The sequence below is a fragment of the Paenibacillus sp. FSL P2-0121 genome, assembly GCF_037975345.1.
In the GTDB taxonomy this organism is placed as follows: Bacteria; Bacillota; Bacilli; order Paenibacillales; family Paenibacillaceae; genus Paenibacillus_AQ; species Paenibacillus_AQ odorifer.
This window is the reverse complement of sequence record NZ_CP150245.1, coordinates 1,645,568-1,668,511: the sequence shown is the minus strand read 5'-3', so window position 1 is coordinate 1,668,511 and position 22,944 is coordinate 1,645,568. Positions and strand designations below refer to the sequence as shown.

Sequence of the window (22,944 nt, the reverse complement as noted above, 5' to 3'; positions counted from 1 at the left end):
TCAAAAGATTCGCTTACCTTAGTTATTTCAATATCATCTATTGAAATTGCTCCCCCTTATGAATTCCCCAGATCAAATAATAGTTTTCTTTACTACCAGTTGTAAATGTTATGGTCCTCTTCTCTTTTGTTCCACTTGATTTTTTCCACGCAGTCCAACCTTTATTGTCCTGATTATCGCTACTTCTTGCCAAAAAATAAAAGTAATTATCTCCAACAGGATCCATTTCCAATGATTTATATATAAAAGTAATTGAATATGTTGTGTATGGTTCAAATCTCACTTCTTCCAAATCGGAATAACTGAACTCTTTCCATTTTTCATTCGTTTGGGATCTAAGATACGCAGAATATTTACCGCTTACAACAAAAGTAGGATCAGTTGTAATCATTCCAGATCCTGCTTTAAAATTGGTATTAAAAAAGCTTCCATTCTCGAATGACTCACTTACTTTAGTGATTTCAATATCATCAAGAGATAGCTCTCCACCATTATGAATTCCCCAGATCAAATAGTAATTTTCTTTGCTACCTGTTGTAAATCTAACTGTTTTTCTACCCTTATTTCCGCTAGAATCCTTCCAATCTGTTCTATCTTTATCTTCAAGGTTGTCAGTACTTCGAGCTAAAAAGTAGTAACATGAATCGCTATCATTTTGTTGCATATCTATTGCTTTATAAGAAAAAGAAATAATATAGGCAGTATTCGGCTCGAATTTAACTTTATTGGAATTTGTATAAGCAAATTCTTTCCATTGCTCAGTTTTAGAGGAACGAAGATTAGCTGAATAATTCCCACTTACTACCTTCGTGGAATCACTAGTGATAGTCCCATTGATAGCTAAAAAATCAGTTTTACCGAAAGAACCTTCTTCGAACGATTCACTTTTTAGTGAAATTACTTTTCCGACCTTAATATCATCTAATGAAAATGCTCCTTCCCCATGGATACCCCAAACTAAATAGTAATTATCTTTATTTCCGGTTGTAAAAGTTAACGTTCTGAACCCTGTATTCCCACTTGCATCATTCCAAGAGTTAAAGTTTATATCCTCCTGATTATCTATACTACGAACTAATGAATATAAAAAACGACTCTTATCTAATGGTTGCATATCAATTGATTTATATGAGAATGTTATCGAATAAGTATTATTTTTCGAATTTCACCTTATTTTGATCTGAATAGGTAAATTCCTTCCATTCATCAGATAAGGAAGATTTTAAATAGGCTGGATAATCTCCACTTACTACATTCTTTGGATCATTTGTGATTGATCCTGAAACAGGTAGCAGATTGGTTCCATTGAAAGTACCATTCTCAAAAGATTCATTTATTATCAGTTCAGTATTTGCAGCCAAAACTTCATTTTGAAATATAACAAAAATTAGAACTAATAATAATGCTTCAAGTACATAAATATGTAATTTCGATAATCTTATCATCTTCTCCCTTTCTTATAGACATTATATTTATTAATCTTTGATTGTCATTCTGAATAAATTCTATAGTTTGTTCTACTACTAATTTCAGTTTGGAGTATACATTACTCCCCAATATAAGTAATTTCTGGATTCCATGATGTTGCATCATATTCAGTACTTCCATTTTGATTCACTATAAAATAAATCGAGTCTCCCATTGTTACATTCAAATTTAAATTGATTTCAATACCAGTTGCATCATCTCCTTGTATACTTTTCCACCCAGTTGCTGGCCAAACTGGTGTATTATTTTTCATGATTTTGACCCGCACGCCATCTCCTTGCAAATTCACTGGGTGTTTCGCTACTCTTCCCGTTACTCTTATCGAACCTGTCTGTGGTGCGACCCACTTAAGTACTGAATCATTCCCATCTGGATGTATCCATTCTTTACTAATAATGTCCCAGTTATTTTTACCTTTCCATCTTAATTCTGTGGTGTCCCAACTCATATCTTCATAGCGAGTTCCATTCCATATTTGATAGTACCAATTGTTTCTTCCTTGTTCTGAGCCGAATGCTGAAGATACCTTCTCTATATATGTCACTGCCGGATTCCATGATGTTCCATCATATCCTTGGTTTCCATTTTGATTCACTATAAAATAAATCGAGTCTCCCATTGTTACATTCAAGTTTAAATTGATTCCAACACCAGTTGCATCATTTCCTTGTATACTTTTCCACCCAGATGCTGGCCAAACATGTGAATTGTTTTTTAGAATTTTGACTCGCACACCATCTCCTTGCAGATTTACTAGGTGTTTCGCTACTCTTCCCGTTACTCTTATCGAACCTGTATGTGGTGCGACCCACTTAAGCACTGAATCATTCCCATCTGGATGTATCCATTCTTTACTAATAATGTCCCAGCTATTTTTACCTTTCCATCTTAATTCTGTGGTGTCCCAACTCATATCTTCATAGCGAGTTCCATTCCATATTTGATAGTACCAATTGTTTCTTCCTTGTTCTGAACCGAATGCTGAAGATACCTTTTCAATATAAGTAATTGCTGGATTCCATGATGTTGCATCATATTCAGTACTTCCATTTTGATTCACTATAAAATAAATCGAGTCTCCCATTGTTACATTCAAATTTAAATTGATTTCAATACCAGTTGCATCATCTCCTTGTATACTTTTCCACCCAGTTGCTGGCCAAACTGGTGTATTATTTTTCATGATTTTGACCCGCACGCCATCTCCTTGCAAATTCACTGGGTGTTTCGCTACTCTTCCCGTTACTCTTATCGAACCTGTCTGTGGTGCGACCCACTTAAGCACTGAATCATTCCCATCTGGATGTATCCATTCTTTATTAATAATGTCCCAGCTATTTTTACCTTTCCATCTTAATTCTGTGATGTCCCAACTCATATCTTCATAACGAGTTCCATTCCATGTTTGATAGTACCAATTGTTTCTCCCTTGTTTTGAATCGAACGCTGAGAGGAATTCAAAATAAGGTTCCCCTGTATTTTTAGAAATTAAATTTCCATTTTGATCATACAGATATCTAACCGCCTCACCACTTAAATCGCTTTCTTGTATTAATCTGCCATTAGTATCGTAATAATATGAATTCATGGCATAAATACAATTAGAAGTAGGAGCAATAACCAAGAACAAAAAAATACTTATAAAACAGATAACTCGAAAAAATTTATTTTTCATATAATCCCCTTTTTTTTAATTATTTATAGTAGTCCTTCACTTTTCCCCATCTCTGTGAGCTGGTTGAATTGTCTATATAAATTGCGTCCATCCCTCTTGAGAACATCTAACATTTTGAAAAAAATTCACATTGAGACAACCTGTCCTATTTTTATACTCTCCTATTATTCATTACTGAGATATAGCCCTATTTCTCCATACATTCAAAAACATTTTTATTTTTATATTAATCTGAATACTACTGTTCGAAGTCTGCCGAATCCACAAAAAAAGTACCCATCCCATTTGCACTAGTAGATCGCAATATAATATAAACCCTGGCATTTACAGCAGTTACAGGAACACTTTCACTTATGTTCAGTGCCACGTATTCGTTGTTAACCAAAGCTGTATCTGTAATGAAAGTTCCCACGAATTTATTCTGTGCATCTACGAAATCAATGTACAATTGTACAATTGCCTCTTTGATTTCAAAGATTTGTACTTTAGCATTGGTACGAAAAGCTTTTCCACCTACGACTTGAACTGTCTGATAAAGACCTGAAAAATAGCCTACGCCTAATCCTGAGTCCCATATTTTCTGCGCACTTTCTTTGGTTACGTCATCATAAATCAATTCGAAACCTGTGTTTGTTGCAGCCATTTTTGACCAGGCGTCTGCTGAGGTTTTTATCTGATTTTTTGCTTTTTCAAAGCTTCCATTTACTAACAGATTCTTTCTGGATTCATACTCGAAATTAGCCGTATCTACTGCAAAATCACCCATTCCTTTTACACTGGGGATCGCAATATAATATATACCCTGGCTTTTACAGCAGTTACAGGGAAATTTCCCCTTATGTTTAAGGTAACATATTCCCAATTGGCTGTGTTTGCCTCCGTTACTTGTGCCTCAACAACATAATTCTGTGCATCCACAAAATCTATGTAGAATTACACACTTGCTCCCTTGATCTCTCGAATCTGTACCTGGGCATGAGCTGAATATGCCTTCCCTCCAGTAACTTGGATTGTTTGACTAAGACCTGAATAAAGGCCGAATCCTAATTCTGTGTCCCACATCTTTTGGGCCTTATCTCCACTAGCAGCGTCATTTACCAGCTCCTAACCTGTGTTGGTAGAAGTGCTCTTGAACCAACCATCTGCTGAAGTTTTCACCTTACTTTCTAATTTCTCAAAGCTAGCGTTTACTAACAAATTATTCCTCGATCCATATTCAAAATTAGTCGTGTCTACTACAAAATTCCCCATTCCATCTATACTAGTGGATCGCAATATAATGTAAACTCTGGCGTTTACAGCAGTTACAGGAACACTCCCCCTTATATTCAATGTAGTATATTCCCAATTGGCTGTGTTTACTTCCTTTACATGAGCCTCTACAACATTATTCTGTGCATCCATGAGAACTATGTAGAACTGCACACTCGCTCCTTTAGTCTCACGACCTGTACTTGAGTGCTCGCAGAATATGTCTTTCCCCCTGCAACCAGAATTTTTAACTAATACCTGTGAATAGTCCTAATCCTAATCCTGAGTCCCATATTCTTTGTGCCACTAGCTGCATCATTTACTAGTTCGAACCCAGTACCCTTACTAGATATCGATTCCCATACATCTGCTTTAGTCATATTATTGCTATCTACTTTTTCAAAACTAGGGTTAAAGATCAAATTCTCTATTAGTTTTTTTCTAAGCAGATTACCATTATCATCATAAACAAAATCATATCCTTCTCCCAAAGGGCTTGTTGCACTTAAGACACAGCCGGAAGAATCATAGTAATATGAATACGAAGTTCCAAATACATTTACACAATAGAGTAAATTAATAAGTAATACTAAAATTATAGAAAAATAAATTTTAAAATGACTTTTGAAACAACTAATATGTCCCTCCCCTGAATACTAATTGATTACTCCGCAAAAAAACAACAATATTACTACTATATTACAATTGTTCATTTTTGGAAATAATATTATATATAAGGATAAACATTCATTTTGAAAAGAATTTTTTCATTTAAATATCATTAAATATACTTTTACAGAGATTTCTAAAAAAGCTATAATTCTATCAGATTTTATAAGGAGGTAATATGATAATGAGAATATTACAAAGGTAATGACGATTTAGAATCTCCTTGAGTGGCAGGTCAAGAAGTCTCAGATGGAGTCTGGAAAGCTGTTGTTCCTTTTAAACAAACATAACAATGAAACTGGCTCTACTATAATGATGTTTGGGTTAATAGTGTTTACTTTGGAGGGGTTACAACGGTTGTAAAAAAAATACTGTCACAGAGTCAAATGGTGAGGATGATCTAAAACAAAGTGGGGGACAAAAAATATCAGCTGGAACATGGAAAATAACTTTTCCAATTAGTGAGCACAACAATGAAATCGGCACTTATACAACTCACATCTATTCGACAGATTTATTCGGAAATAGTACTGAGATTGTTGTAAATACTCAAGTTATTAATTAAGATTGACATTGTGGCCTTATCGAGATTAAACAAGCAGCAAGACCTCAATACTGAGTCTTACTGCTTGTTGTAATATAAATCAAATTGTACCGTACCATTTCTATAAAAATTTGCAGAGAGTTTTTTTAACATCGATACCTAATAACAAACAAATGTTACGGAACATTCAAAAATTGTATATTATCCACGTAGGCTGTTCCCGTTGCATCCGAATCGCAAACAATTCGCAAGACAATACTTACTGTCTGAGGCTTTGTTATAAATTCAACACTATTGTATCCCCATTGTTTCTTTGGGGCATTATATACCGTAGCACCATCATAAACAATGTTTCCTTTCGCATCGTATTCCAGCCAATCTATGTATACTCCACCGGTGAGCAAGGCATCGTAAATCCAACCAGCAAGTTTATACTTAGTATTCGAATTAACTACAATATGCCCATATTCTGCAGTCACAGTCACTGCATCATTAGAATGAAATTGCATACTAGAAAGACCTTCTCTTGCAAATCCTCTCCCTAGAGAGAAGTGGGCTAGGTGCATACCACAGAGAATCATCTGCTTCAAAAGAAGTATCCAGTAACGGCAGATTATTGTCTTTTCTGAATTCAATTGCATCAGCATAAATACTTCCCGTTGCCCCTTCATCCACAACTACACGAATTATAATTTTACTAGTAGTTGGTCTTGTGGTGAATTCTACCGAACCGTATTGCCATGTTTTATTTTTTCCTGTCGTATATATTGTTCCTCCATCATATACTAATTTTCCTGCTTTATCGTACTCCATCCAATCAATATATGTATTCCCAGTTACTAGCGAATTGTACAACCACCCGTCTAAAACATAGGTTGTATTAGGATCTACTATAAATTCTCCACATTCAGCAGTTGCCGTAACCGGGATATTAGAATTAAATCGCAAGCTTTGTTTACCGTCTTTAAATCCATCTGTTGAAAAAGTAAAGAAACTACTCGGAAGATTGGAATACCACGAATTCTCTCCGGACTCAAAGGAAACTCTAGAAAGAGGAAGTTTATTTCCTTTTTCAAATCTTATATCATCAAAGTAAGCCTCACCTGCCGCTCCAGCATCAAGGACTACTCTGAGAATAATTTTAGAAGTTTGAGGTTTAGTTATAAACTCTACTCTGTCATATTGCCATTTATTTTTATCTAGTGCACTTAAAGTACCACCATCGTAGATTAGCTGATTTGAAGCATTATACTCCAACCAATCGATGCTCGCATTTCCACTCAATAATTTGTTATTAATCCACCCGCTTAAGGTATATAGCGTACTAGGAGTCACTTCAAGTATTATAGACTCTGCTGTTACAACAGTAGATTGGGTAGAGTAAAAGTAGAGACTTTGCGTCCCTTCTTTGGGGTTAATGGTGGAAAGAGAGAACATTGAATTTGGTAATTTAAAATTCATTGCTTCTGTCCTTTCTTCAAATGAAGATTCCAGAATTAAATAATCTTCTGATTTATTTGATTTCCCCAATAAACTTCCATTGTTGTCATAAATGAATTTTTTTTGATATTGAATATTATTTTTGATATAAGTCTCTGATTGTAATCTTGAATTCATATCATAATTATAAATAGAGGCCGAAGTTGTTTCTGGGTGGGCAATAAAAACAATTATAAAGGCCAGAATCAAGATCCTTAAAGTCATATGTTTCGACATTTGAAATCTCCTATTCTCAAGTTATATAAATTCTTATCCGATCTCTTGTACCGTTATAGATGCCATCTTTTTTCACCTACCTTTTATTAAATATAACTGCGCCACTCAACTCTCTTTAAAAGTAACCTTATCTACTACAAATGCGGCTCCAGATGAAGAATCTATGTGAAAATGAACTCTCGCTGTCACCGCCCCAACTGGCGGCTTTAATGTTCCTCTCACAGTTGTCCATATATTTAAGGCTCTTACATCTGCCAATGTCACTCCGTTGATCAACCTTCCGGATACATCGTAATAATTCACGATGAACTTTAATGTTCCACTTGGCAAGTTGATTACATTAATCAGACCGCTCAGAGTATACGATGATTCAGTAATTACAGCTACTTCTTGATATATTCCACCTACGCTGGTCATTACTATTTTTTGGGCTTGAGTCCCAGAAGCTACAGTTGAGGTTGTCAATTGATAATCCCCATAGGCTCCATATTTCCCCCAGCCATCTGCAACACCTCCGATTTGAGAAGCCTCGAAATCCCCGTTTTCCAGCATACTTCCATCTATACTTTCCTTAAAATTAAGCATATCTACTACAAATGTACCTCCAGATGAGGATGCTATGTGAACATGAACTCTCACTATCACGGCTTCTATTGGAGTTTTAATAGTGCCTCCCATGGTTGTCCATACGTTTAAGGTACTTATTTCTGCCAATGTCACACCACTGATTGCTTTTCCCGAACGATCGAAATAATCAACGATTAGCTTTACCGCCCCATTTTGCACACTACTTATATTTATTCGACCTTTCAAGTCATACAGAGTATTCCCACTTACTGCTATATCTTGATATAAGCCCCCAGAACCAGTCATCGTAAGGCTTTGGGATTGTTTACCTGAAGTTACAGTCGAACTTATAAGCTGATATACTCCTGAAGCTCCGTATTTCCCCCATCCATCTGCAACACCACCGATTTGGGACGCTTCAAAATCCCCATTTGCCAACATATTACCGTCGATACTTTTTTTCATGGTTACCATATCTACCTATGCTGTGCCTCCAGTTGAAGAAGTCACTTGAATATGAATTCTTGCTATTCGAGCTCCTACTGGCGTCTCTATTGTTCCACCAGTGGTAGTCCATGTGTTGAGCACACTTACTTCCGCTACCTCCCTCCCACCGAGCGCTTTTCCCGATATATCAAAATAATTGACGATCAGTTGAACCCTTCCATTCGACATGCTGCTTATATTTATTCGACCATTCAAGTCATACAGAGTATTCCCACTTACTGCTATATCCTGATACAAACCTCCTACGTTAGTCATCGTAAGCTTTTGAGACTGGGCTCCAGAAGTCACATTTGAGGATATGAGTTGATATTCACCAAAAGCCCCGTATTTCCCCCAGCCATCCCCCACGCCATTCATTTGAGATGACTCAAAATCTCCGTTTGCTAGCAAATTACCGTACGTACTCTTCTGCACTGAAACCATATCTATCAACAATGTACCTCCAGATGAAGAAGCCAAGTGAAAATGTATCCTTGCCATAATCGTTCCCTTTGGCGTTCTTATTGCTCCTCCAATGGTTGTCCATAAGTTCTGTACACCTATTTCTGCAAGAGTCTCTCCACTGATTAAATTACCCGAAGCATTATAATAATCAACCCTCAGCATCACCGTTCCATTCAGCATATTACTTAGGTTTATTCGGCCATTTAATTCATACGCTGTATCCTCACCTACCTGTATATCCTGATACAATCCTCCTACACCGTTGGTTATTATCTTTTGAGACTGTTTACCACTAGCCACTGCAATCACTTCTACTTCACTTTTTGGTTTTTGAAAACCCGGTCCAGAATAAGTGTTCCAGTAATTCGCAGTACCACTGCTCGTATCAGATATTTCAAAACTCCCATTTCTTATTAAATTACCATTCGAATTTTTTCTCATTAAATTCCCATTGAGATCATAATAAAAATCAACAGCATTATTAAATGATTTCACTGACTCCAATCGACCATTTTTGTCATAAAAATATTCATTCGCGTAGGTTTTTTGTGGCCAAACACTGATAAAAACAAGGAACAATATAAATAGTTTAATATTTTTCAAATTTCTCAGCTCCAAAATAAAATTATGAATTGTTATCAAAAAAAGTTTATTCTAAAATCCCCAAAAAAGTGGTCTCTGTCATTGTAAATGCTGTGGGACAAAACCTTTTTCAGTTAATCTAACTTTATAGGGAACTAATAGCATTATAAATCTAATGACACAGCTTCATGAGCACCCGTTTCTCAATTCGCGACACATAACTGCGGTTGAATTCCAGCTTCTCAAAATCTCGCGCTGCCTCTTCCCCTATATCCAGATCTAATCGGAAACTACAATTCATTCTCCAGATTTTTTAGATGGTCGATATTCAGAGTTCTGAAAAAAGTCGACCTTAAGTTCGAAGAGAGCAGGATGTAGGACTTATAGTTTTACTGCCTTATATACATAACCCGTAGCTTTATTACTTCCATTTTATAAACAAATAAGATTCTAAAATATTACATTTAGAATAATAATTAGTCATACTGACACCTTTATACGAACTGAGTGTAAATATAATTTCCAACAATTCTTTTATGTAAATTTCAGTTCCATTATCGTATCAATTATAAGTAAGACGAAATATTTATCTTCATAATATAGAAGAAATAATTTCCTTTTTTTGGATTACACCATTGATTTAATATACAATAAATTCAAAAATTTGATAATAGATATACTAGTTATATTTTATTAGATTACTTCCTTCAACATTACAAAATAAAGCTCAACAAGGCCAGCCATGTTTCTTTCACTAATTATGTTGGACTTAAGTTCCATTATTAATACGAGCATCTTTAACATGAAACCCTCTACAGTGGTTATTCTATCGCTTATTTCTTATTGCAATCATTTCAATTCCTCTTAGTTCCAAAAATACTCCTATTCGTATCCATCGAATATCTGATTTTCGAATTGACCATGCAAGTTACACTCCGTTTCTTTTCTCAAATCTACTCTAGTCAGTGGTATCACTAAACATGTAGATCATTACGTTACCGTTCGCCTTGCCTAACATTGTATGGTCAGGGATTAGTTGATTTTAACGGACAGATTAGCCAATGATTCTGTAATTTGATTATTACATCAGAAATGTAAAACATCATAGATTATTCTTCTTAACACCGCTTAATCTTTAATTCTCTATTTATTCAAATGAATTTTAATAGCTAATTCAGAACAAAAATTCGTTGAACTATATCTTTAGCTATAAAAATTGTCTCTTAAAATAATTTAATTATCTCTGATATAGATCTTGGTGCTATTCATTATTCTCTTATACATGTAACAATTAAATATGGAGATCTTAAAAAAGTTTATTTTCTGAATATACTTTTTTATAATCATTTAGTGCTACTTGATTGAACAAAAAAGCAACTTCCCTGTTGGCAAGTTGCTTTTAAAATACTCTATTATAAATCTCAACTTATTATCTAAATTATCGTATAAGTCTCACCGCTTAGCCTTATAAAACTCATGATACAGCTTCATCAGCGTTACTTCGTTGAGCATTTTGCAATTTTTCCATCATTTTTTTAATTTTGGCTTCTGATTGCTCAACTTCCTTAATATGATTCCATGGTTTCCCGGTCCGTAACGGAAGCCTAGTTTAGTGTTTTTTGGTAATTAATTCCTTATAATAAAAGCAAGCATAGTACGCTTCGCAGAAGAGTTCAAGCTTTCTCTTCCTCCGTTTTTAATTAGTTTTGAGTTCCCATTCAGGCTATCCAAAGTAGCCCCCGGAGAGCTTAATTCCATGCAGAAACTCTAGTTTAAGCTCTAAATTATGGATACCTTAACAGATCGGACCCAAGTGCGCCTGAGGGCCTGGAGGACTCTTTTTGCAAGTTTCGTTAAACTGTTAGGCTTCATGTTCACGCGATAATTTGATGTGTTTCTAACCGGATATAATCCAAATAGTCTACGGGAAACTGTCTAGATTCTAGCAGCCTCAGCTCAACTCCCATCTTCCGTAAGGACTCCATAAGCTCGTCATAGTTACCCTTGATTATTTCAGGTAGATTTAGGTTCTTGCTTTGGAGGAACAGCCGCTTGCCATAGGAGCGCTCATCCGTTTTAAATTCCTGAAGGTTCTTTAGGAGATACTTCTTAAGCTTATTTCTCCGATCTCCTGCAGATAATTCTTAAACCTGCTTAAAGTCAACATTACCGTGACCCCAGATAGCCCTAAACGTACCATCGGTCAGTTCCTCCCTCGGAATTCGGGGGAGATTCGCCAGCATGTGGAAGTGGATCGTTCCTAGCCTTGAAATGAGCGTACTGCAAGATATTTAAAGTCCCCATACCGCTCCCGCATCCGCTTCACCCAGTTCTCAAAATCCTTACTGGCTTCGGCCAGCGAAACGTTCTCCTTTCCATACGTTAGGGTGATGTACTTATGTCCCTTGGCAAAGTTCAGATCCATCAGGTTTTCGAATCGTTCTCGTTCTGCCAATGACAGCCTTCTTGGCTGTGGGATGCTGTTATAACGTGAGCAGTTGCCCAGATCCAGTAACTCAGGTTTCAAGGTCATGTTAGAATTAATTCCTTCTACTTTTACTTGGCGCTTAGTCATCGTTCGGTAGGGCTTCATGCGGCCAGAGTATATGGGTTTCCCATACATCTTAACCTTCAAGTAGTTCCCAATTCATGTTGCCTGACAGTTGTTATAAGCATTCATACTCTTCTTCCTCCTTAGGGTAAGGCCCCTTTTGGGGTAGTCTTTGCCATAAATAAAGCAGGGGGAAAAGAGTGTACTCCCTGTGTATGCCATGGGTTGAGATTGATTTTTGACAGATTAGTTACGGTTCATTACGGAGATGCTTGGGGGGAGCACGATTGTGGGTACTTAAATGAATACAGCGGATTGTAATAGGGCAAATACAAGCGTTAGTGAAAGTACGGACGTTTTCCTTACTTAAGAATGCAAACATCTCCTGCAGCGCCGTAGAGAGGTATAGTGTCCATCTAAACGCAAACGGGAGGAACGTTTGATATTGTTACCCCTCGCTGCGCTCGGAGACTCCGCTTCGCTTCGTCCAGAGTTCTTACATTAAGAAATTGAAATGGTTACAGACAATTCAAATCAGATAATTTACGCCTTTAATGTTTATGCAGCCGGAAGTTTACATTTAAGAGGATTCGACCATCTAGAGTGACTTCTTAGTGCGTAGCATTCGTTCTATCGCTAGGGACTGATTATTTTTTTCTATACGGCTAATCTATTCCGTTAATCAAAGTCCTTCATGCAGGTGTTTTTTCGGAGATCTGTTTATTTCAACTCATCTGGAGTGTTCAAAAGTGAATGAGTCAGTGAGGTGGAGTAGTCCATAAGCCGAGGGAAATCAGTATATATTTATTAAAATAAAATGTTACGTTTAAAACAGGGGGTGTACGTTTGAGCTTCGGGCAATTTAATTGCTTGAATTGATTTAGAATTCCCATACACTTGCAGAATATTTTATAAGAAAGATGTGGGTTGTAGTCTTGAGAAACTTTCCGCAGGTTTATTCGGCACTAGTTTAAATTAGAGAATGACCTTGAGGAAGAACACCCTCAAGGTCAAGATAACTTATACTTTCCAATCGTTTAATAGAGTATTATTCACCAGCCCTTCACAAATCACAGAACTAAATTCTAAAAATTTGATATATATTTCTTCAAATACTTTAGAAACTGCAGTCTTTTCCAAAAATACAGAACTTGGGTGAGGCACCCATTCAGTACGACTAACGCAAGTAACCTTAACAAGATTCATATCCTCTTCGAATAGGAACTGTCTTTCAATTCCCTGTTCGTAGAAATCTAATTCAAAGGAGAATATGCCCGCTCTTGTTTTCGCTAATATATCAGGAACTTGTTCCATAACAGTAGATAAATCTGTTCTGCAATCAACAGGCCAGTTATCTTGCCCAAAACCACCAACAACGAATGATACAGATTGTGAAATTTCAAACGCCTCACATATACACATTAGAATTCCCACTGAATCATCGAGTTCTAAATCAGGTATTAAGTATTCTGTTTCAGGTATACTTTCCAACGGCTTATATAATGTTAACTCCATCTTGAAAATATTGTATCAGCCCTTTCATAGTGGGTTACTTATTATGGAATCGGATAAGCAGTTTTTATACCAGTTGAAGATGGAACAAATATAGCCTTCGTTGCAGGTATTATAACACCCTCAGGAGTAATCACTTGTCCCATACCTGCAGGCAAATCAAATGTTCTAACTTCTGTGATTGGACCCTTAGAAGTAATAAAGTCTGCTGCTTTTTGATTATCCAGCCATTGCCCTTGATTATTTTTTGTACTTCTGGCCCTATCTACTAAACTTCGTGTATTTTTAGCACCAGCTCCATGAGTTAAAAATGCATGTCCAAATTGCTTTGAGCTTTTCCAATTAGAACTTCCCCCGGATACCGCCCCTGCTCCCATAGCTCCAATCGTTAAGGCAATCGTAGTGGTCTTGTCATCTTTCCCATAACTGAAATAGTTATCTAATTGAGAAATAGCCCATATAGCCGTATCATTATTTCCTAAACCCTTAGCCATCGCTAAGTTATACAGATATTCAAATTGATTTCGAGTCATTCCTCCCGAATCATCACCATAAAATCCGTATTTATATTCTTTCATTAATGATTTTAAAATCTTAGCTTGAGTAGCTGCATCCACTGAACGAGCTGAGATAACTTTCATAGTAGCATCAGTAGTTGATACATTGTACAGCGGATCTCCACCTGAGCCTCCGTTTGCAGCAGCCATATGCCCTGTAGGATCACTATAAATCAACGGATTATTATGCACATACGTATACAAATTCAAACTCAGCGGATTATCAATCTGCCCTTCATACGTATCCTCATTAAAAAAACGCCCCATACTCGGATCATAATACCGTGCCCGTAGATAGTATAGTCCTGTCTCTTCATCATACACTTCCCCTGTGTACTTGAATGGGTTTAGTGTTTCTTCTTTTTGTGGTAATGTTGCCACACACATCGTAGGCGTAGCTATTCACTACTGCGCCACTCGTATCTACCTTCTGTACAATATCGCCGTGACCATTGTACAGATAATAGTAATCTTTACTAGTGGTCTTATCTTTCTTCACCAAAACTCGGTCGCCTCGGACATACGTGGATTTCTACACGATATTATTCCCATTTAACCTTTCTTCCGTAATAAACTGTCCATTTAAATCATAGTTTACTTGCGTATGTGTGTTACCTTTTCTCATTATCGCACGAAGTCCGCCAGCAACAATTGAATATAAAGATCATATATTTCTTTGTATGTCATAAAACAACCCTCAGCAGTTACAAAGTTAATTTTCTGAATATGCTTTTTTATGTTCATTTAGCCCAACTACTTGAATTAACAAAAAAGCAACTCCCTTGTTGGCAAGTCGCTTTTAAAACACTCTATAGTAAATCTTTAGTTATTATCTAAGATCCTACCGCTTCGCCTTATAAAACTCATGATACAGCTTCATAAGCGCCCTCTTCTCTATCCTCGAAACATAACTCCGCGAGATCCCCAACTCCTTAGCAATCTCCCTCTGTGTCCTCTCTTCCCCACCCGTATCCAATCCAAACCGCCCAACCACAACTTCTTTTTCCCGGTCATCCAGAATATCAAGGTTACGATATATCTTACTCTTTTCGATCTTCAGATCTACTTCTTTAATGACATCATCCGCTTCCGAACCGAGGATATCAATGAGTGTAATTTCATTACCTTCTTTGTCCGTCCCAATTGGGTCGTGCAGGGATACGTCTTTACGAGTCTTCTTCAAGGATCTTAGGTGCATCAGAATTTCGTTTTCAATACAACGTGCTGCAAATGTGGCTAGTTTGGTTCCTTTGTTTGGACGATAACTCTCAATAGCTTTAATCAGGCCGATGGTGCCGATGGAGATCAGATCCTCCATGTCTTCTCCGGTGTTATCGAATTTCTTCACTATATGGGCAACGAGCCGCAAATTATGCTCAATCAACAAATTGCGGGCCTTGGCATCTCCCTCAGCCATCATCCCTAAGTATCGGCTTTCCTCCTGCTCCGAGAGCGGTTGTGGAAATGCATTATTCCTTACGTATGATACCAGCAGCGTCAGTTCTTTGATCAGCAACGCAATCGTGCTTAAGAATCCAGGCAACTTGGCGACACCTCCCGCACTTGTACAATGAAACCGATCTGTTTGCCTTACGGGTTCATGGTCATCCTTATTGTATGTGGGCGTGCGCCTAGAAGTGCCTGTACGGGGGAAATTGTACAACCACAGAAATTTATTTTTCATACGAGAAATCAGTCATACTCTACTCAATTACTTGTCTTTTTAACACAATGTTGTTAGCGGTAATTCTCACTCTCTTTTGATAATAAATTCCGCTTCACTAGACGTAAGAACCTTTATGATGTCCTTGTCAAAAGCAACCTTCAAAATAGACTCTGGTGATTGTTCTATAATACCGCCGCAAGAATCTCCCGACGGATCACCGTATACAGCCGAAGCCAGCCAGTGGATTCCAGGCTCAAGGAAAGTCGTCAGTGTAGGCAAAACAGTCCGGGGATGAAGCAGGTTTGTGTTGGCATTAGGCCAAATTAGCTCAGCCTTTTCGTAGCCGATCAAACCCTTGACTCCGCTTGTTCCCCATGCTGTAGATACTGCGGCGGTTGTAAGGCCGATCTGCTGTTCCACCCCCGCTTCCTGACCAAGCGCGAAGCCGCCCTCTGCGGCGTCCAACGGTCGTCCGGTCTCGATCCGGTGTATCCGAATATGCCAAGGCAGCCCAGCAACGATCCAGGTCCGAACCTCCACATTAGTCCATGGCTTCCAGACGGAGTGCAGCACATTGTCCACAATTCTTGACTCCATATTCCGCCGTCTGACCCGATACAAGTTGTCCCCGCTCTCACTTAGAGCGAGCATGGAATCAAATGCCCCTTGAGACAATCCCCATTCGGAGCGGGGTACGCTGAACCCGAAGCCTGTTGAGTATACGAATTTCTCATACTTGGCAGACGTGTGGGTATGTTCATTCGTATATAGATGACCACTGTTGAAGGCAGCCACATGGCCGGAAGCAGGTTCGCGGACAATGACAAGATGCGCAGGCTTCTGGACTATAACTGCAGGAATATCCGGCAGCGGCAGTTCCTCTTCTTTCCAGAATGGATGCTCCGCGCTGAGAGCTAATGGCAGGAATGTCTTTAACGCCCAGTAGGGGGAACCGGGAGCGTTATAATTCTCCGCCATGACCAAGTTGGGATAGGTATAACCAATCGTCAGTACGCCTCCGGCATCAAAGATCGGCTGGCTGAACCACCAGCGCAAATTGCGCAGTACTAATCCTTTGACCACACCTATAGGGAATACTTCAACGCCTGCATAGACGAGTGCGCTCCAAAAAGCAGACTGGGCAAAGCGGTAGGTTAAGCTCCTTCCATAAGGAAGGGCAGATCCGTCCGGAGCGAACCAGCCCAAGAATTCGGTGGCAAAAAGCCGGGCCCGTTCTTTGAACACCTGTGAACGTTCCGGGTCCTCCTGTTCCATCAGCTTCGCGTACAGTAGCGCATAATAATGGATGGCAAAAGGAACATAATAATCGCTATGCCCGTTAATTCCATCACTGTACCAGCCATCACCCAGATAGAAATCATCCATTCGCTTCAGATTGTTCTCTAGCTGCTCCGCGTCGTAGGGTCGGCCGATTCTGCGGAATCCGACATTAACTAGCACGTTGAAGAACAGCCAGTTGCAGTCATAGCAAGGATGGGAATTAATCTGATTCAGCCAGCTGTACAATTGCTCCTGTCCCTTCTGGGTAAGTGGTGACCAGATCTGTTCAGGAATGGCGGCTAAGGCGAAACCGAAGACCGCCATCTCTACCAGACGCTGGTCATAATCTTGAACTTCACCCCAGTATTCTTCATGGGCAGGATCCGTGCCGTGGCGTATGCCATCCAGCACAGTATCCCAAAGCCCGTTTTCTCCGCCTCCCATGAGCAGGGGCACTAAGCCCCACAATACCCGGGAGAAACCTTCCATTTCTGCAGTTGCTGCTGAATAGCTGGCTCCTGTTCCGCCGATTGCCAGCCGTGCGCCGCCTCTGCTGTAGAGCGGCCGAAGCGGATCTGTAAGCTGTTCAAGAGCAGAGACCAGATCCTCCCGGGTCTTTAGCGGATTTTTAGCAATAGTCGTAAAAGTCTTTTCAGTCTGCATTATATGCCCCCTATTCCCAGTAGAACGGTCCGGCTTCTTTTAGCCGGGCTAGCGCTTCGACATAGAAGAAATCACCATAGATAAGCGGAACATCTATATTCCGATCTTCAGGATAGTTACTCGTACCATGAAGCAGCAATCCTTCTTCTTCTGCATTGTCCCAAGTTCCATAATTCCGATAAAGGGATTCAGTAATTCTTATAGCCCCGTTCCGATACACATGAGCCTCCGAGTCGTCCACCTGGCTAGCTAACAACAGCAAGCCACTCGCTGCACAGGAACCAGCAGAGCTATCACGAATCTCGCCAACTTCACCGGGAGCACGGAAATCCCAATGTGGAACGTGATCTTCGGGCAGACGGGTCAAGAAGAAATGCGCGACCTGCTTGGATGCATTGAGGTAACTCTGTTTGCCCGTATGATGATAGGCCAATGACAGTCCGTAGAGCGCCCAGGCTGCCCCGCGCGACCAAGCCGACTCGGGCGCATAACCTTGCCCGCCAAGCTTTTCAACCACTTCGCCCGATTCCGGGTTGAATTTGACGATGTGATAAACCGAACCATCCGGCCGGATGAAGTGCTCCAGCACCGTATCCATATGCGCCTCAGCGATATGCCGATAACGTGGATCCCCTGTTACTTCGGAAGCCCAAAAAAGCAGGCTGGTATTCATGCAGCAATCGATAATGGCTACCCCGCTGTTATCCTCGCCTTCACTCCATGGATTCCAGGCCCGGATGTAGCGTCCTTTCAGATTGAAGCGGGCCGCCAGATAGTTGGCTGCCTTCAACGCCCGGACTCGTGATGCTTCTCTACCCGTGAGCTTGTAGTTCGCAACACTGGTCAACAGCCACATAAAGCCTAGATCATGGTCCAGCTTCACATAACCATCCAGCACCTCGTCAAGCCGTTCCTCACACTGCTCAGCAATCGCTTTCAAATCCTCATCACCACTCTCAGCATAGAGCTGCCAGAGCATTCCCGGCCAAAAGCCGGCCGTCCACCAGTTTGGTGCTTCAAGCACGTATTTGCCGCCTTGACTGGCATGGGGGAATTCTGCACCGATTCTCCGGCTGTTCGTTCTAGTCTTCTCCAAGGCTTTGCCCCAAGCCTCGTCTACCCAAGCTTGCTTTACTAATCTACTCATCTAAATCCCGCCTTTATTCGAATTAGCCTCTACCCTCTGATAGAGGACTTTTTATAAGCTCAGGTCCATCTTTTATAGAAATTGAAAAGTGAATACCAGTTTGCCCACCGCGCCAAGCTGAAGCACATGGAAGTCTAGACTATACCAGAGCTTCTCCATACCAAAATGATCCCGGTACACATGCACAGTAATCTCCGGCTCAACTTTCAGCGAATCGTATGTCACTTCAACGCCGCGAGCCGTAGTCCCCGGCAGCAGCAAGGTACCCGGATGAAGGAGCTTAGGCTCACGCCAGGTGACAAACCGCTCCGTCCAGCTCGCCGGAATTCCCGCATACCGGTAAGTGTCTGTAAGCTCCAGCCGAGGACATTCCTCTTTATGCCAGACGAACGAACGGATTAAGGACTGTAGTCCTGTTACCTGATAAGCCTGTGTCAGATCCAATGTCAGCTCATCATTCTCCTCCGCCGATGCATGCAGCACTGTGGAGCTGAACGCCCGACCGGCCAGCTGATACTGGCCATCAATGATCGGCAGCGAATGACCCTGCGATCCATTGCAGTCATACTGGTAACGGCCAGCCCCAAAATAATCAGCAGTATACTCTCCGCTTCCAAGATCGGATGCGTAGATCTCTCCCCGGCCGCTCAGAATGAAATGTCCCAGATCATTATGGTTATGCGGTTCAGCATTGTGCCCGCCCTTGGCGGCGAATCCGAATGAACCCGCCTCCGACACATGACGCGAGACAAGCCAAGCGGCATCAGGGAGATAATAGCTGGCGGCTCGCCAAGCTTCGTCCTCCTTGCCAGCCCTGGTCCAGATCAGATTGCGGAAAGCCGGTGCAAAGCGGCTGCAATGATCTTCAGTGTAAGGAGCGCGCAAAGCGGATGGGGGGCGTTCGACATCCGTACAGACTTCCGCAAGATAATGGGACAATCCCATATGTACTAGCACCTGAGGCACTGAATCAGAGAAATTGGCTACATGACTTCCGTCAATGAAACATTTTTGTTGGAAGCGCGCGATTTGCGCTACCTTCTCTTGGTTGAACCAGTCCAGTCTGCCTGTGCTTCTGGAGCAGAGCAGATCGCTATAATAAGTGAAATAACCAAACCCATAATTCCAGTACCCAAGGCCTTCCAGACAGGCACCGTCCTCACCGAACCCTTCCAGGTAATACAACATGGCGCGCTCTGTCCTCAGCAGAATATCCGCAAGCATGGCTGGGTCCTCCACAGACAGCAAGGCAGCAGCCCCGATTGATCCCGCACAGACCGCTGCCCAATTATGCCGCGCTGTCTCCCAATCATAAGGGCCATTTTCAAGAAATGGACGAAACAGTCTCCGCTCTACTTCATGGTGGATTCGGGATTTCAGAAGCTGCGAAAGTCGTTCCCCGAGCAAAAGTAAAACTTCACTTAAAGTAAATCCGGTCTCGGAAGAAAACAGATCAATATACCGGTTGATATCAGCTGCATTATGATCCGCTGGGAGGTGGGCCGGAAGACACCAGGTGTACTCATCGCATATAGCCCAGAGGATGTCCTCCAGCTTCTCCAGTACTTCCGGATGTTCCGGCTCCAGCAAAGCCAGAAATACATAAGTATTCAGCCTTCTTCTCCGTTCAAAATAGACCCGTTCATATTCCAGCCTCGAACCCGTACGCGAATAAATGGAAAATAACGTATACGACAGTTCAGGTATAGACTGCCCGTCCAGCCTTACCGCCTCCGCGCGGATCTCGCTGATATCTGCCTGTAGTACTCCCGATGATAACGCCCGTTTCCAAAAAGCAGCCGCATCCCCCTTTGGATAATACAAGCTCAGATCGACTGGCTTCATTTCATGCACTATTTCCAAAAGCATCTGTTTATTCATGCCTTTTTTCCTCCTTAATGGTCAGTCAGATCCGCGAAGCATCTTATTCTTCACTAATATGGCTGAATACTTTTTATTCCAAGGCATGATCTCTCATAACATCCTCACCGGCTGCAATTTTTAGTGAAGTCCATTTCATCTCTTCCCCTGACCAGAATGGATCAGAAGGGAGCAGCCCCAGCGGGAGGAATACGGAGGCGCATAAATAAAGACTGCCTGTATTGATATAGCTCTCCGCAAGCTCCGGCTGATAACCGTATACCCCCGGACGTAGCCATCCGGACTCATCCAGCGTACCCGGATATTCCATAATTCGCGTAATCACAGCTGTCAAAGCGCAGCGTACCTGTGCAGGGGGCAATGCTTCCTCCAAAAAATGCTGCAGCGCCGCCTGCGACAGCAGTTGAAACGCCCCAAAACGGTAAACGATCGAACGCCCGATAAAGGGATAGGTTCCATCCGGTGCAATGATCCGTTCGAGAACAGTAGCGTATCGCTGTGCCCGTTGCTGAATCAGCGGTTTCAATGCGGAATATTGCTCCGACTCCTGTTCAAAAAGTGCTACCACATCCACCAGCATCGGCTGAATAACAAAGCTGTTGTAATAATCCCAGTGAAAGTCCTTGCCATCCCCGTAAACTCCGTCGCCCTTATACCAATCCATGAACATATGGACCGCATAGCCAACGCGCATCCGGTCATATTCAGGATCGCCAAGTATATACAAAGCGGCTTCCACCATTGCGCTGAACAGCAGCCAGTTGCTGCCGCTTGGCGCTGTCCGGCGTGTCTGCTTCAGCGCTGTTATTACATTGCCTTTGACCCGCGCACTCAGCTTGCCGGCAAGCTGCTTTGGTGCACGCACCAGCGCATGTGCCAGGAATGCCGCATCTACCAGCGGTTGGCCTTCAGCCTTGAATTCCATATAGTCAGGTGAATTCGGATCAACAGCGGCATCAATGGCTTCCAGCATTAGCCCGGCATAACGCGCTCTAAGCTGTTCTTCCTCACCCTCAAGTCCCTCTAGCTCAAGCCAAGGGGCCATTCCACATGCCAATCTAGCAAAAGCCTCCAAATGGGCAAACTGGCTCCGGTCACTATGAAACTTTGTAGGCAACTGTTCCTTTAATTTCCGCTCAGCCAAAGCATTCAGCACAGGCCCCCCGATCAGCAGCATTGTATCCAGCCAGTATTTACGCTGTTCCTTCCCATTCATGCACAATTCCACCCTTTCAATTGCATCTAATCAGCTACAGCTACTTCTCTTGCCTAACGCCTGAATCTTGTTATATTGCGTAATCTTCTACTATAGTTTAGTGTTGTATTATTGCAATGTCTTTGCGAATAATGATGTTTTATTGCGTATATTGTGATCAATCTGAAAGGGGCAGTTCCAATGAAGCATGCCCAGTATTATGAGCCGTTCGATGGAGATATTTTGGCAGGTATCGGAAATTCGCCGATCTCACCTACCAGGGATTTCCACATCCATGACCACTATGAAATTTTCCTGTTCTTGGGCGGCAAGGTGAACGGTTTTGTAGATCAGTTCAGCTATCCCCTGCAGCGGGGCAATGTCCTGTTGTTCAACAATCACGAGATTCATAAAATCATCAATTTATCTCCGGAGCCCTATGAACGGTTGACAATCCATTTCAAAGCTCCACTTGTCTATCCCTTCTGTACCGCAACTACAAATCTGCTCGCTTGTTTCCAGAACCGCCAGCCCGGAGAGCATAATCTCGCGCAAATGGATGAACCGCTGATTGAAGAGTATACAGTCCTTGCTTCCCGCCTGATTGAGACATTAGAGAATCAGCAGTACGGGAGTGAAGTTCTGGCTCTGACCTACCTGGTTCAGATCCTCGTCCTCATCAATGAGCTGTACAGCCGCACCCGATCTACCGTGCCCAGCATCATTTCCTCACATATTCAATCAGCCATGAGCTATATCGACAACCACTTGCATCTAAATCTGTCACTGGAGCAAATCGCTGGAGAACTGAACGTCGATAAATATTATCTCAGCCATCTGTTCAAACAGCAGACAGGCGGAACCATCTACCGTTACGTCTTGCTCAAAAAAATTGCGTTATCCAAGCAGCTCTTGTCCGCCGGGAACTCCGTATCCGATACCTGCTATCTGTCCGGCTTTAACGATTATGCCAATTTCATCCGTACCTTCAAGAACATCACGGGCATTCCACCCGGAAAATATAGTAAAAGAAGCTGAGCTTTAAAAC

20 protein-coding genes are annotated in these 22,944 nt (G+C 41.2%); 1 reads left to right on the top strand and 19 read right to left on the bottom strand.

What is annotated here, in order from left to right:
* Nucleotides 1–37 precede the first annotated feature (37 nt).
* The 19 genes from MKY54_RS07390 to MKY54_RS07300 form a co-directional block, all read right to left on the bottom strand.
* Nucleotides 38–1,114: a hypothetical protein gene (locus MKY54_RS07390; protein WP_339190050.1), complete on the bottom strand. Its 1,077-nt coding sequence runs from the start codon at nucleotides 1,112–1,114 to the stop codon at nucleotides 38–40.
* Between the two features lie 37 nt (nucleotides 1,115–1,151).
* Nucleotides 1,152–1,445, bottom strand: coding sequence for a hypothetical protein (locus MKY54_RS07385; RefSeq protein WP_076187705.1), 294 nt, complete (start codon nucleotides 1,443–1,445; stop codon nucleotides 1,152–1,154).
* A 101-nt stretch (nucleotides 1,446–1,546) separates the two neighbouring features.
* Nucleotides 1,547–3,163, bottom strand: a complete 1,617-nt coding sequence (locus MKY54_RS07380) for an RHS repeat domain-containing protein (RefSeq protein WP_339190048.1) — start codon at nucleotides 3,161–3,163, stop codon at nucleotides 1,547–1,549.
* Between the two features lie 238 nt (nucleotides 3,164–3,401).
* Nucleotides 3,402–3,929 carry a hypothetical protein gene (locus MKY54_RS07375; RefSeq protein ID WP_339190046.1) on the bottom strand — a complete coding sequence of 176 codons (528 nt, stop codon included), beginning with the start codon at nucleotides 3,927–3,929 and terminating at the stop codon, nucleotides 3,402–3,404.
* 338 nt (nucleotides 3,930–4,267) lie between these two features.
* The gene (locus tag MKY54_RS07370) at nucleotides 4,268–4,567 is read right to left on the bottom strand and encodes a hypothetical protein (RefSeq protein ID WP_339190044.1); all 300 of its coding nucleotides are present in this window, start codon (nucleotides 4,565–4,567) and stop codon (nucleotides 4,268–4,270) included.
* Nucleotides 4,568–5,803: 1,236 nt separating this feature from the next.
* A complete protein-coding gene (locus MKY54_RS07365; protein WP_076187601.1) occupies nucleotides 5,804–6,136 on the bottom strand; it encodes a hypothetical protein in 333 nt (110 codons plus the stop codon).
* 1 nt (nucleotide 6,137) lies between these two features.
* Nucleotides 6,138–7,343: a hypothetical protein gene (locus MKY54_RS07360; RefSeq protein WP_076187603.1), complete on the bottom strand. Its 1,206-nt coding sequence runs from the start codon at nucleotides 7,341–7,343 to the stop codon at nucleotides 6,138–6,140.
* Nucleotides 7,344–7,448: 105 nt separating this feature from the next.
* Nucleotides 7,449–8,375 carry a carbohydrate binding domain-containing protein gene (locus MKY54_RS07355; RefSeq protein ID WP_339190042.1) on the bottom strand — a complete coding sequence of 309 codons (927 nt, stop codon included), beginning with the start codon at nucleotides 8,373–8,375 and terminating at the stop codon, nucleotides 7,449–7,451.
* Nucleotides 8,376–8,390: 15 nt separating this feature from the next.
* Nucleotides 8,391–9,464, bottom strand: a complete 1,074-nt coding sequence (locus MKY54_RS07350) for a hypothetical protein (protein ID WP_076187607.1) — start codon at nucleotides 9,462–9,464, stop codon at nucleotides 8,391–8,393.
* A 151-nt stretch (nucleotides 9,465–9,615) separates the two neighbouring features.
* A complete protein-coding gene (locus tag MKY54_RS07345) occupies nucleotides 9,616–9,744 on the bottom strand; it encodes a hypothetical protein (RefSeq protein WP_303047896.1) in 129 nt (42 codons plus the stop codon).
* Nucleotides 9,745–11,703: 1,959 nt separating this feature from the next.
* Nucleotides 11,704–12,036, bottom strand: coding sequence for a hypothetical protein (locus tag MKY54_RS07340; protein WP_339190039.1), 333 nt, complete (start codon nucleotides 12,034–12,036; stop codon nucleotides 11,704–11,706).
* A 978-nt stretch (nucleotides 12,037–13,014) separates the two neighbouring features.
* Nucleotides 13,015–13,509, bottom strand: a complete 495-nt coding sequence (locus MKY54_RS07335) for a hypothetical protein (protein ID WP_076187609.1) — start codon at nucleotides 13,507–13,509, stop codon at nucleotides 13,015–13,017.
* Nucleotides 13,510–13,550: 41 nt separating this feature from the next.
* On the bottom strand, nucleotides 13,551–14,387 hold the full coding sequence (locus tag MKY54_RS07330) for an RHS repeat-associated core domain-containing protein (protein WP_339190036.1): 837 nt from the start codon (nucleotides 14,385–14,387) through the stop codon (nucleotides 13,551–13,553).
* Nucleotides 14,380–14,562, bottom strand: coding sequence for a hypothetical protein (locus MKY54_RS07325; protein WP_256716045.1), 183 nt, complete (start codon nucleotides 14,560–14,562; stop codon nucleotides 14,380–14,382). The genes MKY54_RS07330 and MKY54_RS07325 overlap by 8 nt, the downstream gene beginning before the upstream one ends.
* A 342-nt stretch (nucleotides 14,563–14,904) precedes the next feature.
* The gene (gene sigK, locus MKY54_RS07320) at nucleotides 14,905–15,606 is read right to left on the bottom strand and encodes an RNA polymerase sporulation sigma factor SigK (protein ID WP_036675850.1); all 702 of its coding nucleotides are present in this window, start codon (nucleotides 15,604–15,606) and stop codon (nucleotides 14,905–14,907) included.
* Nucleotides 15,607–15,813: 207 nt separating this feature from the next.
* A complete protein-coding gene (locus MKY54_RS07315) occupies nucleotides 15,814–17,673 on the bottom strand; it encodes a DUF2264 domain-containing protein (protein ID WP_339190032.1) in 1,860 nt (619 codons plus the stop codon).
* A gap of 10 nt (nucleotides 17,674–17,683) precedes the next feature.
* Complete coding sequence (locus tag MKY54_RS07310) at nucleotides 17,684–18,820, bottom strand: glycoside hydrolase family 88 protein (protein ID WP_339190030.1); 1,137 nt, start codon at nucleotides 18,818–18,820, stop codon at nucleotides 17,684–17,686.
* Nucleotides 18,821–18,892: 72 nt separating this feature from the next.
* The gene (locus MKY54_RS07305) at nucleotides 18,893–20,701 is read right to left on the bottom strand and encodes a hypothetical protein (RefSeq protein WP_339190028.1); all 1,809 of its coding nucleotides are present in this window, start codon (nucleotides 20,699–20,701) and stop codon (nucleotides 18,893–18,895) included.
* Nucleotides 20,702–20,774: 73 nt separating this feature from the next.
* A complete protein-coding gene (locus MKY54_RS07300; protein ID WP_076220723.1) occupies nucleotides 20,775–21,917 on the bottom strand; it encodes a DUF2264 domain-containing protein in 1,143 nt (380 codons plus the stop codon).
* Between the two features lie 180 nt (nucleotides 21,918–22,097).
* Between MKY54_RS07300 and MKY54_RS07295 the strand changes: the two genes are divergently transcribed.
* Nucleotides 22,098–22,934 carry an AraC family transcriptional regulator gene (locus tag MKY54_RS07295; RefSeq protein WP_051490882.1) on the top strand — a complete coding sequence of 279 codons (837 nt, stop codon included), beginning with the start codon at nucleotides 22,098–22,100 and terminating at the stop codon, nucleotides 22,932–22,934.
* Nucleotides 22,935–22,944 lie beyond the last annotated feature (10 nt).